This is a genomic window from Pseudomonas sp. Z003-0.4C(8344-21), assembly GCF_900104975.1.
GTDB lineage: Bacteria > Pseudomonadota > Gammaproteobacteria > Pseudomonadales > Pseudomonadaceae > Aquipseudomonas > Aquipseudomonas granadensis.
In genome coordinates this window covers 418315-432337 of sequence record NZ_LT629756.1, presented here as the reverse complement: position 1 = coordinate 432337, position 14023 = coordinate 418315, and the positions used below count along the sequence as shown (strand labels likewise).

The 14023-nt window shown below is 55.2% G+C and carries 16 protein-coding genes; 4 read left to right on the top strand and 12 right to left on the bottom strand.

Annotated features, from left to right (window positions below):
- Positions 1-3 precede the first annotated feature (3 nt).
- The 3 genes from BLU24_RS01915 (at position 4) to BLU24_RS01905 (ending at position 4498) form a co-directional block, all read left to right on the top strand.
- On the top strand, positions 4-933 hold the full coding sequence (locus BLU24_RS01915; protein WP_090287545.1) for a hydrogen peroxide-inducible genes activator: 930 nt from the start codon (positions 4-6) through the stop codon (positions 931-933).
- A 9-nt stretch (positions 934-942) separates the two neighbouring features.
- Complete coding sequence (gene recG, locus BLU24_RS01910) at positions 943-3018, top strand: ATP-dependent DNA helicase RecG (RefSeq protein WP_090287548.1); 2076 nt, start codon at positions 943-945, stop codon at positions 3016-3018.
- 79 nt (positions 3019-3097) lie between these two features.
- Complete coding sequence (locus BLU24_RS01905; RefSeq protein WP_093096932.1) at positions 3098-4498, top strand: aminoacyl-tRNA deacylase and HDOD domain-containing protein; 1401 nt, start codon at positions 3098-3100, stop codon at positions 4496-4498.
- Between the two features lie 155 nt (positions 4499-4653).
- Here the strand turns inward: BLU24_RS01905 and BLU24_RS01900 are convergent, their stop codons facing one another.
- On the bottom strand, positions 4654-5037 hold the full coding sequence (locus BLU24_RS01900) for a helicase (RefSeq protein WP_093096924.1): 384 nt from the start codon (positions 5035-5037) through the stop codon (positions 4654-4656).
- A gap of 584 nt (positions 5038-5621) precedes the next feature.
- Between BLU24_RS01900 and BLU24_RS01895 the strand changes: the two genes are divergently transcribed.
- Positions 5622-5993 (top strand): DUF6124 family protein, encoded by a 372-nt coding sequence (locus BLU24_RS01895; RefSeq protein ID WP_093096920.1) that lies wholly within the window; start codon positions 5622-5624, stop codon positions 5991-5993.
- A gap of 62 nt (positions 5994-6055) precedes the next feature.
- Here the strand turns inward: BLU24_RS01895 and BLU24_RS01890 are convergent, their stop codons facing one another.
- The 11 genes from BLU24_RS01890 to BLU24_RS01845 all read right to left on the bottom strand — a co-directional run bounded on the left by BLU24_RS01890 (position 6056) and on the right by BLU24_RS01845 (position 14010).
- On the bottom strand, positions 6056-7075 hold the full coding sequence (locus tag BLU24_RS01890) for a hypothetical protein (protein ID WP_231990185.1): 1020 nt from the start codon (positions 7073-7075) through the stop codon (positions 6056-6058).
- Between the two features lie 167 nt (positions 7076-7242).
- Positions 7243-7644 carry a hypothetical protein gene (locus tag BLU24_RS01885; protein WP_231990184.1) on the bottom strand — a complete coding sequence of 134 codons (402 nt, stop codon included), beginning with the start codon at positions 7642-7644 and terminating at the stop codon, positions 7243-7245.
- Between the two features lie 42 nt (positions 7645-7686).
- A complete protein-coding gene (locus BLU24_RS01880) occupies positions 7687-8274 on the bottom strand; it encodes a lysozyme inhibitor LprI family protein (RefSeq protein WP_231990183.1) in 588 nt (195 codons plus the stop codon).
- Positions 8275-8278: 4 nt separating this feature from the next.
- The gene (locus BLU24_RS01875; protein ID WP_093096908.1) at positions 8279-8734 is read right to left on the bottom strand and encodes a cell division protein; all 456 of its coding nucleotides are present in this window, start codon (positions 8732-8734) and stop codon (positions 8279-8281) included.
- Between the two features lie 139 nt (positions 8735-8873).
- Positions 8874-10241, bottom strand: coding sequence for a lysozyme inhibitor LprI family protein (locus tag BLU24_RS01870; protein WP_093106372.1), 1368 nt, complete (start codon positions 10239-10241; stop codon positions 8874-8876).
- Positions 10242-10261: 20 nt separating this feature from the next.
- Positions 10262-10723: an XAC2610-related protein gene (locus BLU24_RS01865; RefSeq protein ID WP_093096903.1), complete on the bottom strand. Its 462-nt coding sequence runs from the start codon at positions 10721-10723 to the stop codon at positions 10262-10264.
- 141 nt (positions 10724-10864) lie between these two features.
- On the bottom strand, positions 10865-11476 hold the full coding sequence (locus BLU24_RS01860) for a hypothetical protein (RefSeq protein WP_093106368.1): 612 nt from the start codon (positions 11474-11476) through the stop codon (positions 10865-10867).
- A gap of 134 nt (positions 11477-11610) precedes the next feature.
- A complete protein-coding gene (locus tag BLU24_RS01855) occupies positions 11611-12198 on the bottom strand; it encodes a hypothetical protein (RefSeq protein ID WP_093096899.1) in 588 nt (195 codons plus the stop codon).
- A gap of 83 nt (positions 12199-12281) precedes the next feature.
- Positions 12282-12788: a hypothetical protein gene (locus BLU24_RS27495; protein WP_157720812.1), complete on the bottom strand. Its 507-nt coding sequence runs from the start codon at positions 12786-12788 to the stop codon at positions 12282-12284.
- A gap of 191 nt (positions 12789-12979) precedes the next feature.
- A complete protein-coding gene (locus BLU24_RS01850; protein ID WP_231990182.1) occupies positions 12980-13354 on the bottom strand; it encodes a lysozyme inhibitor LprI family protein in 375 nt (124 codons plus the stop codon).
- 119 nt (positions 13355-13473) lie between these two features.
- A complete protein-coding gene (locus tag BLU24_RS01845; protein WP_093096894.1) occupies positions 13474-14010 on the bottom strand; it encodes a hypothetical protein in 537 nt (178 codons plus the stop codon).
- Positions 14011-14023: the final 13 nt, after the last annotated feature.

Genomic DNA, 14023 nt, shown 5'->3' with positions numbered 1-14023 from the left:
GCTATGACCCTCACAGAATTACGCTACATCGTTACCCTCGCCCAAGAACAGCACTTCGGCCATGCCGCCGAGCGTTGCCACGTCAGCCAACCGACGCTGTCGGTGGGCGTGAAGAAACTTGAAGACGAACTCGGTGTGCTGATTTTCGAGCGCAGCAAAAGCGCCGTGCGCCTGACCCCGGTCGGCGAAGGCATCGTCGCTCAAGCGCAGAAAGTCCTGGAACAAGCCCAAGGCATTCGCGAACTGGCCCAGGCCGGCAAGAACCAGCTGACCGCACCGCTGAAAGTCGGCGCCATCTACACCGTTGGCCCGTACCTGTTCCCGCACCTGATTCCGCAACTGCACCGGGTCGCCCCGCAGATGCCGTTGTACATCGAAGAAAACTTCACCCACGTACTGCGCGACAAACTGCGCAACGGCGAACTGGACGCGATCATCATCGCCCTGCCGTTCAACGAAGCCGATGTGCTGACCCTGCCACTGTACGACGAGCCGTTCTACGTCCTGATGCCGGCCCAGCACCCGTGGACCAAAAAGGAAACCATCGACGCCGGCCTGCTCAACGACAAGAGCCTATTGTTGCTCGGCGAAGGCCACTGCTTCCGCGATCAGGTGCTCGAAGCCTGCCCGACCCTGACCAAGGGCAACGACGGTGCCAAACACACCACGGTCGAATCCAGCTCGCTGGAAACCATCCGGCACATGGTCGCGTCCGGCCTGGGCATCTCGATCCTGCCGTTGTCGGCAGTGGACAGCCATCACTACGCCCCGGGCGTGATCGAAGTCCGTCCGTTGACCGCGCCCGTGCCGTTCCGCACCGTGGCGATTGCCTGGCGCGCGAGCTTCCCGCGGCCGAAAGCCATCGAGATCCTCGCCGACTCCATTCGCCTGTGCTCGGTGGCCAAGCCAGCCGCGCCGGTCACGGCCGGTTAAGCCAGGGTCATGACGGAGCTGTCGCAAGTGTCGGTGACGGCACTCAAGGGTGTCGGCGAGGCCATGGCCGAGAAATTGGCCAAGGTGGGCCTCGAGAATCTGCAGGATGTGCTGTTTCACCTGCCGCTGCGTTATCAGGATCGCACCCGCGTGGTGCCGATCGGTGCGCTGCGCCCGGGGCAAGACGCCGTGGTCGAAGGCACCGTCAGCGGCGCCGACGTGGTCATGGGGCGCCGTCGCAGCCTGGTCGTGCGCTTGCAGGACGGTACTGGCGGCCTGAGTCTGCGCTTCTACCATTTCAGCAACGCGCAGAAAGAAGGCCTCAAGCGTGGCACGCGAGTGCGCTGCTACGGCGAAGCGCGGCCCGGCGCCTCAGGTCTGGAAATCTATCATCCGGAATACCGCGCAATTACTGGCGACGAACCGCCGCCCGTAGACGAAACCCTGACGCCGGTCTACCCGCTCACCGAAGGCCTGACCCAACAGCGTCTGCGCCAGTTGTGCATGCAGACGCTGACCCTGCTCGAGCCTTCGACCCTGCCCGACTGGCTGCCGACCGAGCTCGCTCGCGACTACCAATTGGCGCCGCTGGCCGACGCGATCCGCTACCTGCACAACCCGCCCGCCGATGCCGACGTCGATGAACTCGCCCTCGGCCATCACTGGGCGCAGCATCGTCTGGCCTTCGAAGAATTGCTCACCCATCAACTGTCGCAGCAGCGCCTGCGCGAAAGCCTGCGTTCGCTACGCGCACCGGCGATGCCGAAAGCCACGAAGCTGCCCCCGAAATACCTGAAGAACCTCGGCTTCAGCCCGACCGGCGCGCAGCAACGGGTCGGCAACGAAATCGCCTACGACCTCAGCCAACACGAACCGATGCTGCGACTGATCCAGGGCGACGTCGGCGCGGGCAAAACCGTGGTCGCCGCCCTCGCTGCACTGCAAGCACTGGAGGCTGGATATCAAGTCGCGCTGATGGCACCGACCGAGATTCTTGCCGAGCAACACTTCATCACCTTCAAGCGCTGGCTCGAGCCGCTGGGCATCGACGTCGCGTGGCTGGCCGGCAAGCTCAAGGGCAAGAACCGCGTCGCCGCGCTGGAGCAAATCGCCAGCGGCACGCCGATGGTGGTCGGCACCCACGCGCTGTTTCAGGACGAAGTGCAGTTCAAGAACCTGGCGCTGGTGATCATCGACGAACAACACCGCTTCGGCGTGCAGCAGCGTCTGGCGCTGCGGCAGAAAGGCGTCGGCGGGCGCATGTGCCCGCATCAACTGATCATGACCGCCACGCCGATTCCTCGGACGCTGGCGATGAGCGCCTACGCCGATCTCGACACCTCGATCCTCGACGAGCTGCCGCCCGGCCGGACCCCGGTCAACACCGTGCTGGTCACCGACACCCGTCGCGTTGAGGTCATCGAACGCGTGCGCGGCGCTTGTGCCGAAGGCCGACAAGCCTATTGGGTGTGCACGCTGATCGAAGAATCCGAAGAGCTGACCTGCCAGGCCGCCGAAACCACCTTCGAAGACCTCACCGCTGCCCTCGGCGAATTGAAAGTCGGGCTGATTCACGGGCGCATGAAACCGGTCGAAAAAGCTGCGGTCATGGCCGAGTTCAAGGCCGGCAACCTGCAACTGCTGGTTGCCACCACGGTGATCGAAGTCGGCGTCGACGTGCCCAACGCCAGTCTGATGATCATCGAAAACCCCGAGCGCCTCGGTCTCGCGCAACTGCACCAGTTGCGCGGTCGCGTCGGTCGAGGCAGCGCGGCCAGTCATTGCGTGCTGCTTTACCATCCGCCGCTGTCGCAGATTGGCCGCCAGCGTTTGGGCATCATGCGCGAGACCAACGACGGTTTCGTCATCGCCGAAAAAGATCTGGAACTGCGCGGCCCCGGTGAAATGCTCGGCACTCGTCAGACCGGCCTGCTGCAATTCAAGGTCGCCGACCTGATGCGCGACGCCGATCTGTTGCCCGCCGTGCGCGACGCTGCGCAAGCCCTGCTGGAGCGCTGGCCGACCCACGTCAGCCCGTTGCTTGATCGCTGGCTGCGGCATGGGCAGCAATACGGCCAAGTGTGAGCACTGTCGCAGTTTCCGACAGCTCGTTCCGGCAGAGGTGGTTATACTCCTGCCATTGTTTCAAAAACGGATACAGACCATGACCGAAGCTGCTCTCGTCCCCGAATCTCCGCAAGCTCCGTCTGTTATTCGGCTGCTGCTCAACAAGCTGGGCGTTGCCTACGAAGAAGTGCTCGACCACCACGGCCTCAATGCGTCGCGCAAGGTGCAAGCCGTGTTGCTGGACGACGCCGTCGGCGCGTTGATGGTGCTGTTTCCACAGAGCCAGTTGCTGGATCTCAACCGCCTCGCCGAACTCACCGGCCGCCGCCTGACTGCCGTGTCCACCGAACGCCTGGAAAAGATGCTCGGCAAACACAGTCTGAGCCTGCTCCCAGGCCTGCCGGCGCTGACCAGTTCGCCGTGTCTCTACGAAGAAAGCCTGCTGCGCGAGCCGAAGTTGCTGATCAACTCCGGCGAACCCGGCGTGCTGCTGGAAATCGCCAGCGAAGACTTCAAGACCATGCTGACCAAGGCCAGCGCCGCCAACTTCGGCGAAGCCCTGAGCAGTATCCGGCCCAACCTCGACCGTCCGGACGATGACCGCGAGGAAATCACCCAGGCCGTGCAAGCGTTCACCGCGCGGCGCATCCAGCAGCGTCTGGAAGCGACCATCGAGATTCCGCCGCTGGCCGAAACTGCACAAAAAATCATCAAGCTGCGCGTCGACCCCAACGCCACCATCGACGACATCACCGGCGTGGTCGAAACCGACCCGGCGCTGGCCGCGCAAGTGGTCAGCTGGGCGGCGTCGCCGTACTACGCCTCGCCGGGCAAGATTCGTTCGGTGGAAGACGCGATCGTCCGCGTGCTCGGTTTCGATCTGGTGATCAACCTTGCGCTGGGCCTGGCACTCGGCAAGACCCTCAGCCTGCCGAAAGACCATCCGCAACACACCACGCCGTACTGGCAGCAGTCGATCTACACCGCCGCCGTCATCGAAGGCCTGACCCGCGCCATGCCGCGCGCCCAGCGCCCGGAAGCGGGCCTGACGTATCTGGCCGGCCTGCTGCATAACTTCGGTTATCTGCTGCTGGCCCACGTCTTCCCGCCGCACTTCTCGCTGATCTGCCGCCACCTGGAGGTCAACCCGCACCTGTGCCACAGCTACATCGAGCAACACTTGCTGGGCATCAGCCGCGAACAGATCGGCTCGTGGCTGATGCGCTACTGGGACATGCCGGACGAACTGGCCACCGCCCTGCGCTTCCAGCACGACCCAAGCTACGACGGCGCCTACGCCGAATACCCGAACCTCGTCTGCCTGGCCGTACGCCTGCTGCGCAGCCGCGGGATTGGCTCTGGACCGGATGAAGACATCCCCGACGCCCTGCTTGAGCGCGTCGGCCTGACGCGCGATAAAGCCAACGACGTCGTCAGCAAAGTCCTCGAAGCCGAAGTCCTGCTGCGCGAACTGGCTTCGCAATTCAGCCAGGGCTAAACGCAATCGCGAGCAGGCTCACTCCCACAAGGTTTAGGTAATCCCTGTAGGAGTGAGCCTGCTCGCGATGAATCCACCACGGTCCAACTGACCACATCTAAATTCCCACGCTCCGCGCGGGAATGCATCCCGTGACGCTCCGCGTCACCAAAGGCTCAAGCCTTACGCTTAGCCTTCCTCGGCACCAAATACTTCATCAACCCCTGAAACCACATCACCAGCGCCGGATTACCCTTGAGCTGGATCGACTTGTCCTGAATCCCCTGCATAAACGCCAACTGCTTGTTCTTCGCCTGCATCGTCGCAAAGCCATAACCCGCATCTTTAAACGCAATCGCAAACGCCGGCTCTGCCACCACGCCAGACTTGCTGGTGATGCGCTGATCCTTGACCACAAAATGCCGCGCCACTTTCCCGTCCAGCGTCTGCAGCTGAAACACCAGATCCTTGTCACCCAACTGCTGCTGGAACGCAGGATTGGTCCGGCTGGCCTTGGCCATCAACAAACCCATCATCCACAGAAGAAAACGAAATTTCATGCGCACAGCCTCAAAAGGAAAATGAACGGCCGGGGGAGTGTAAGGGATTCGGACGATAACGCCAGTATCTGACGCTATTGGAGGATTATGTAGGCGATTTCCTGCACGATGACTGCCAAGTCACGATTCAACGCTGCCCCCCTGATCGTTCCCCCGCTCCGCGTGGGAATGCATCCCGAGACGCTCCGCGTCTCACCACTCACCTTTCCTACACCTGTTGAAACACATCCCTGTAGGAGCCGGCGAAGCCTGCGATCTTTTGATCTTCCGCCCCGCGAACCCATGGGAAATTTCCTGCGAAGTGCCGGGCTGTCCGTGAACTAGGCGGGATTGGTCGTGAGGGATAGGCTTTGTGTGTCGCCGCAAAATCGGCGATACGGACGTGCAAGTCCGCATCGGCACACTATCGGTTATAGCTATTCATCGAGCGTTTTCTTATGCTCGCGAATCGTTATGGCAGCTGTGTGTGGGAGATCTCAGGATCTGCCGGTTTGCCGATTGCCGGTCTTGCACACCTATACACAGCTGCCACCTTATTCGAAGTGCGAGCGAAGGGGTGTTAGCTTCTTAATCGGTATATTTCAATGAAGAAACCAACACCCAATCCCCCGGAAACCCCGGACATATCGCCCTACGAATCTCTGGAATCGAAGAAATTCCACGAAGCCGCCGAACGCGCCCTAGACCACCACTTCAAACCGCCCACCGAACCGCACCCCAAGCGCGAAACCGGCCTCTTCAAACTTTCCCCCGGCACCGACGCCGAAGCCCTAATGGCCAACGCTTCCGAGGACCTGCTGTCCATCAGCGTCATCGCCTGCGACCTGGCTGACGATCTGCACGGCTCACGCCGCTCAGTTGCACTGGCCCTGAGCAGGATGGCGGACGGGGTGCGATTGATGGTGGAAGGGACGCTTGATCATATTGAGGTGAAGAGCGCGGCGGCGAAGCCGTAGCGGGATTTGCGGATGAAAAAAGGGGGACGTTAAGTCCCCTTTCGAAATCTCGATAACAAAAACTAGCGAAAGTCCTCTGCGCTTTTTGGGCGCGCTTCCAACCCCCGGAGCGCCGCCCGGTTTATGTAGGCATTCCCTCCCTCACCGCAATACTGCCGGAACACCGCCTTGTCGTCCTTGAGCACCGTCAGATAACTCAGAAAGGCTTGATTAACGAGGTAGGTATAAGCACCGTTTTTGAACTTGATGATGTTCAAGTTCACGCTGCCTTCAGAAGCGTTCACGACAAAGAATTTGCCCTTGGGCGGCAAAGCCGTCTTCGGATAGATCATCTCCATTTTGCTCGGCACGCCGTAACGGTACTGAACAAAACCGGCCGTGGGCTTGCTGTTTCCCCGTGCACAAACGGAAACCGTCTTACCACCCTCCAACGGGCAACTGAAGTAAATGTCTTCGTCATCTGAACACAACGTTCCATCCTGCCTGCCCTTCAATGGCGCTGTTTCTTGCGAGACGCGTTCTGATATTTGAGTGACATCGGCGCAATTGGACAAACACACCAGCTTCGAAAGATCCGGAACATCGCTTTCAGTAAACAGGTACGTCGCGGAACCATCACGGTTGCGAGCGTGGTAAACGGGAACAGTGACAGCCAGCCCCTTGGCTGACACGGGCACGATTTTATCCTTCCCTGAGACGACCCAGCCTTCAGCACCACCGCACAACGCCTCCAAGGCAACTTCACTGAAGGGTTCTTTCGTTGGTACTGCGAACGGCTTGGCATCACCTCGACAGTCGTAGCCGTGCCAGTAGGGCCCGGTTTTCGGATTAATGTCTATCGAGAAGATATAGGCGCCGTCGAGAACTACAGTCCCGCTGTTGTAGGTAAAAACCAGCCAACGACGCGTCTTTGCCTGAGAGTAGTTTTCGTTCTCCAGAATGTAACGCTCGCCATCTCGATACAGCCAGAAACCACTCATTGCTCCGGCCGATTCCGCCTCGTCGGAGAGACGTTGCCCGGATTTTGCGTCCACCAGAAGGTTTTCTTTCAACGCCAACGCACAGCCGCTGTCCGCGTCCATGCAGGACTTAAGGGACGGGAACATTGGCCCCGCAGCCACAGAGAAAGAGCACAGCAATAACGCGACCAAAGCTAATCTTTTCAACTCGCCTCCCCGCTGATGATTCAAGAGCCTGATTGAATATGAAAAAAGGGGCGTTAAGCCTCCCAACGTGAGTATTCCCTGTCTCACCACTGGCAACCTGTTTCAGGCTTCGAATCCACGCTGTAATCGTTTTCAAACGAATACTTCTTTGCGGATTTGTAATTCGTATACGACATCGCATCAACCCGGCCACCCTGAGTGACCATCTGATAGTCACCTGTCAGTGCGCCATCAACTACTTCAACCCAAGTTGTCGTGTACTGGTAAGACCGGCCATACACGAGTTCTTCTTGTTCAGTACTGCGATGAACCAGCCCGATAGCCTTTTTCGACTTGCTGTACTTGACGCCAGCACCGCTCCATTTGGCCACAGAGTCGTGATAGGTTCGGAATTCAAAATTTATGGGTTTGCCTTCGTAGGAGCGGAAGCAAAAAACCTCGGTCGTGACCTCGCTATGAGCCGCCAGAGGAACGAAAACGAGCAACGCGGAAACAATGCAGGCGAAGATTTCAAACCGAACATTCCTTTAGCGGTTCATGGGTAATTGAAAGCGCATCCTCACCACGCAGTAGGCGACGTCTTCACGCAACAGACGGCTAGCCATCTGGCAGTGCCCTTCTGCGTACTTCTTCCAAAGCGGATCATCGAATTGATCCCCTCCCAGCCGCTCGATTGAGGCCGCTAAATTTCTCTCACGGTCCTTCCCCGCAATCGCGGATGCCGCTTTGTAAAAACCATCCAGCGGTAAACCCGTCTGTAGAGCGATCAACTCTCCCAGCCGAGCATTGGTCGTCTGCACCAGACACCCAAGCCTCTCGATTGGCGCCTCAGCGCCCGGCAACGCAGCTTGATAACGCTCTTCGCAAAACGACTCTTTGAAGCGCACCCAGTTCTTTTGCACATCTCTCAGGTGGCTTTGCTCCGCAGGAGTCAGAGTCGACAGCGCTTTTTTGTATTGCTCGTTCAAGACACCATCGACTTTCTTGAAGGTTTGCTGGCCGCAGGTGATCAAGTCCGGGTTGGACAAACTGTCTGGGTTGCACGCTTCTCCAGCAAACAATGCGGATGAAGCAGCAGAGAGCAAGCAACCGAGAAGAATCGAAAATACTTTCACGCTGTTACTCCTTCCCTTGACGGTCATGTCTGTACAGCCAAAACAGCGGCGGCAACAACACCAACAACGCAAAACCATCAAGCCACACGTGCGACCAGACCTGCTGTTGCGCCGAGAGCCACATGTCTTGCGGCGCCCATAACAGGATACCGGCGATCAACCAGCCCCAAATGGCTTGAGCTTTCAAGCGATTGCCCAGATGCACCAGCGCGAGCATGTACAGCGAATAACTTTGCAGCGTCGCGCCGAACAGCGCGAGCCACCAGACCTGTTGTTCGTGGCCGGCCAAAGGGACCGCATCGGCACCCCAGAACGACAGTTCGAGGACTTGCAGGTAGCCATTGAGCAAGCCGGAGTCACCGGCCCAGGTCAGGGTAAGACCGGCGAGGATGTGCGTGATCGCAGCGGCATATAGCCAAAGCACCAACGCTGGGCGAAGCGAGGAAGAAGGGGCTGGCATTCCGTGTCCTGAGCGTGTTCCTTGGGGGTGGGAAGTTTAAAGGAAAATCGGGGGCGTCAGATGCTCAAGCGTTAAACGTTTTAGCGTGAGGGATTCAGAAAAAACTTGTGCAAAACCGCCTCAAACAGGCCCTCGAAATTCAAATGCAGTGGCTGGCTTTGATCGGCGCCGCGGCTGACGATCCCAATCGCCCCACGTTGAAGAGGCCCAACTGATCATCCTTGTCAGCCGCCATTTGATAACAGGCTAACGCCCGAGACATATCCTTCGTTCCCAACTCGCCACCCTCAAAGGTAGAGGCCAGGTAATTCATCGCGTCCGTGGAGCCCATGGTAATCGCCCGAATAACCTGCTCTTCTGCCTGCTTGGGATGAAGGCAAGGGCCGTTATAGTCAGTGGAGTTTCCTGAACAAAGAAACGTCGCATAGCCCATGGCACCCTTTGGTATTTTCGAAGCCGCTTTGAACAAAGCCTCAACCTTAGGGGTTTCCAACTGAGACGCCATTTGCGAAAGACTCAGGCTCGCCGCCGACAGGCTCGCCTGTGCATCACCCGACTCTGCAGCACAGACAAAATTCTCCAGGGACGCTTCAATCAGCTCCGCAGTCAGCCGGTATTGCTCAAGAAACCCCAGCCCACCTAACGCTTCGGCACGCTGATAACAAAAGTTTTCGGCGCGGCTCATTCCAGGGTTTTCTGTTGCAACAAGATCCTTTTCGCTGATCGACCAGTCCTCAATCCCCTCAAGCACCCAGCACGCCTGACGAGAGAAATTGAAAATCTTGATATTGCTGTTGCCCGCCCGTTTATCCACCACGTTGACGTGACTGTCGTCGACCTCTTGGATTTCAACTCCAGGTGTTTTGCCGGGTGTGATTGCAGCCATCAGCGGATAGGTGAACGTTGTTCCACTGACACCCGATGTCGAAGGCTCGAAGGTGCTTCGATCCTTCCCAGCTACCGGTTTCAACACCAGCGACTTGACCGTCATTGCGGTAAGACGGCGTTGTGATTCGCTATTGGCGGAAAACGCTGTCAGGAAAGGCGCGAACTCCTCCGAGGGACAGTTATCGCTGATTGGCGCCGTCGAAGCGCTGTTGTCGGATGCAAGCGCAGGGACAATCTTGTCCAGATACGCCGAGTGTTCGCGACTCATTCTGGCGATGCACGAGTTAACCGCGAACACATGCGCCGGCATCCCCGTCTCGATCTCGAACGCCTCCAAAGGACAGTTCGCATCGCGCAGTTTTAGCCAGGCTCGCTGTGACTCTTTAACCTTCGCTGCGTACTCCACGCCCAACGCGGGATCGGCTCGATAGCCAGACTCAAGTCGCGCCATCAACTGCTTGTAGCTGACGTTCAACTGCGCATCGGCAGCCTTCTTCGCCGCCTCCGAGCAGGGCACCATTTCCAGGCTTGAGGTGACATGGCTGCAGTCGTTCTGCGCATAGGCCGCTGAAACTGGCAGCAGCAGCGCGGCTAGCAGGGTTAAAACAAAACGGTTCACTGTGTTCATCCTTGAGTCATTCAGGCTTTGCGTTTGGTGAATCGGGTGATGCATTGCTTGGGGATGTTCATTTCCCAGTAAGTGCTGAGCAACGCTTTGCGTTTTTTGTCGACGCGCAGATTAACGAAGTCGTCGCCGCAGTCCGGCTGTAACTCTTCGAAGGTGCCGGTTTTGGCTTGGTAAACGAATACCCGGTAGTAGTCGTACGTGCCCATGCCGTCATCCAGCTGCCAGATCGCGAAATCCTGGCCGCCGTCGAAATTGAAATCGTCGAACTGCATGTGGAGTTCGTTTTCGGCTTCAAAATCGATGGTTCGCGACTCGCTGTGCGTTTCGCTTTTAACCGCGATGTTCAATGTGGAGCCCTCGAGACCCAGCGTAGCGTTGACGCCGTCGGTGGGACTGAATGTGGTGGTTTCGGCTAACACAGGGAAGGTCCACATCAGAGCGAGCAGTGATACCGCTAGAGTTTTGACTGGCATGTACGGTCCTACTTCCATTTACGTTCGGTTTAACTGTTTTTTCATTTCCGGTTTTAAGCAAAAAACTGTAGTGGAAAATTGCGGCAGACCACTTCTCGTCCGTTACTGAGGAGTGGTCCTCCTAATATTATTCTTGAGTGCTTAAAGGTTTTCTTTCAGCTCTGTGCAGTCACTCGCAACGGCGAGGATTTTACGCGTACCATCATTAAGGACACACACAGGTTTTTCAAAGCTACCTCGCATTTTCTGACAAACAGCGTCACCTGCTTTCTTATAAACACACTGTTCGCCGGAAATGATTAACTCCTTCCCTGGCATCAAAGTAATAACTTTAGAACCATCAATACGGTAGATATTCTCGTAGATTGAATCACCAGCCTGCTGAACATCTTGATAATTTCCGTCCTTTAGTTCTGAAGCACCAGCAGGAATATCTCCGATATAGTGGGCTTCTCCGCCATTAGCTGGAGCAGCAAAAATCATTATTTGAGCATTTAAGCCCATATCGTCACTCGTCGGATAAGAAAATATGATCGATTTATTTTCCGCTCCTTGCGCTTGTCTAACGACATAATCTGACCGACATCCGCGATCAGTATTGTTAACAAAAAAGACTTCCTCTTCAAAAGAAAGAATCAACCTAGCCGAATCAGAACTCTGACCACGTTCTTTGCATATTAGGCTATGCTCAGCTGAGCCAGAATAAGCGGCGCCACTATAAACAAACAAAAGCAATATAATTAATCGAATCATCCGACTGACCTCAGAAACGAAAAAAAGGGGACAGACCACGTTTTTCGGAAAATCGTGGTCTGTTCCCATTTCCGTGGGACGGATTCAGCTAAAAGTGAACCGCCCCGTTTTCTCTATTGGCGCGCACACAACTTTTAATGTTTTTTGTCCTGCAAGCTAAAGTAATTTTTAATGCTCGCCGCATCTTTATAAGCACAGACCACTTTATTTCCCGTAACCAGATCTGCTCCCTCCATACAATTATCTAGAGATGGGCCAGGCAAATCGCCACTAAAATGAAGCAAGGATACACGTCCACCATCTCTCCTTATTGGGAGCTCCATTACCGAATAAGCAAAACCGTCAAATGCCGAGTTCGACAATTTTCTTTTTGTCAACACAAACATAGATTTTCCGGCTCTCGCAGGGGACTTCCACTCGTAGAAAAATACAGAAGCGATCTGATCCCCCTCAACCTTCCAAACATAGTTTAGAGAGGGTTTACCGGAGCTCAATGATGAGTAATATATCTCAGCATCGGCAACATGCTCTTCTTTAGCTATCGCCTTCAGACTATTTTTCAAAAAAAATACAGCGATCTTTTCTTCGCCCAAAGAGGCTACCACCGTAGGATGGAATTCACCTATTGTGGGTGCGGCATCCGCAAATACATTAGACGCTACGAAACCAAAAACTACAAACGGAATAAAATGGCGCTTGAATAGTGTCAGATATTTTTTCAACTTTATATATCCTTCTGAAAAAAATGGAACAGACCACGTTTTCGGGTAATTACTAAAATCGTGGTCTTTCCCCGTTTCACCTCCTATTCTGATAAAACATTGCTATAAGTCGTAGTTGCTCGTTTCAAAAGACCCAACAAATTTTCTCTCAGTTCCTTTATGTCTTTTTCCTCACCACATGCATCTACGAAAAAAATATGCTCACGCCCCGCCTCAAAAGAAGTTGTAAAACAAACGGCATCCAAAAAATAGACACCTTCTACTCCTGACCAATTACTTCCAGAGTAGCTACGGGCTTCCGCAAAGGGCTGAGAGCCTACCGCAACTTTCAGACCATCCTTTTCCTTTACGTAATCACTGGAAATTGCATCCGCCAAGCTCATACCTTTGCAACTTAATTTTACATTCTCCTCTCTGCCGTCCTTATATTCGTACTTCAGAAAAGACACACCTTCGTCCGTTTTAAAAGAAGAAAACCGACCAGCGGCGGCTGCGCTGATAATGCAACCATTACTTTCCACCTCAAATTTCTCGCCTGCATGTGCGAGCGAAACTAACGAAAGCAAATAACAAGCTAAAACTTTAATCACTGTTTTTGTCTCTTTATAAAAGACGGAATGGCCACCGGCGGCTCTTCAGCCATGCTATTCACATACCATAAGTCAGAAAGAATAGCTTGGAAAAAAGGGGACAGACCACGTTTTTCGGGTAATTGCTAAAACCGTGGTCTGTCCCCACTTCCTCCCTTGTCGGATGCAAGAGCAGGCACAATCTTGTCCAGCTACGCCGAGCGCTCGCGACTCATTCTGGCGATGCATGAGTTAACCGCGAACACATGCGCCAGCATCCCCGTCTCGATCTCGAACGCCTCCAACGGGCAGTTCGCATCGCGCAGTTTTAGCCAGGCTCGCTGCGACTCTTTAACCTTCGCTGCGTATTCCGCACCCAATGCCGGATCTGCTCGATAATCAGACTCAAGTCGCGACATCAACTGCTTGTAGCTGACGTTCAACTGCGCATCGGCAGCCTTCTTCGCCGCCTCCGAGCAGGGCACCATTTCTAGGCTTGAGGTGACATTGCGGCAGTCGTCCTGCGCGTAGACCGCTGAAACTGGCATTAGCAGCGCGGCTAGCAGGGTAAAAACAAAACGGTCCACGGTGTTCATCCTTGAGTGGTACAGGCTTTGCGCTTGGCGAATCAGGCAAAAACCATTTTTGCGCATAGTAATAAAGCGTCGCCTTTCCTTATTAAGTGAAAAAAACGCGCCAGCTATCACTATTTAGCGCCATTGATTTTCTTGAGATAGGCCTTTATCAAACCTGCATTAACATATGAAAAATGTTGCTCCTCGCCTTCTTGATATCCTTCCATCCCGCTCAAATTCCTATCAAACCTGACAAGTTGATTCACAACCAGCTTATTGTCCGCGCTTTTTTCATACCCATAAACTTGATAAAGCGTTCCGTACGTCCCAATACCCCTGCTCGTGATTTCCCATGAAACCAAAACAAGCACGTTTTTCTTACCCTTCACCGGATAAAAGAAAATAGACTCGATTTTTGGATCTGAGCCAGCCACATCGTATTTATCGACAAGACTTCTATTTTTTTTATTGTCGACTCCAACAACATCCAGAACCAGAGAAACAGGGAACTCCTCGCTAGTCGTCTGCAGGAATGATAATTCGCCTCCGCTTACGACGTCAGTTTTAAACGGCCCCTGAATCACCTGCCCCTGCAAATAATCAGAATCCTGCGCACTGCTGGAATTTGCTATAAGAAAAACAAAAGCAAACATGATAAAACGGAGCATAGCCAATGACCTC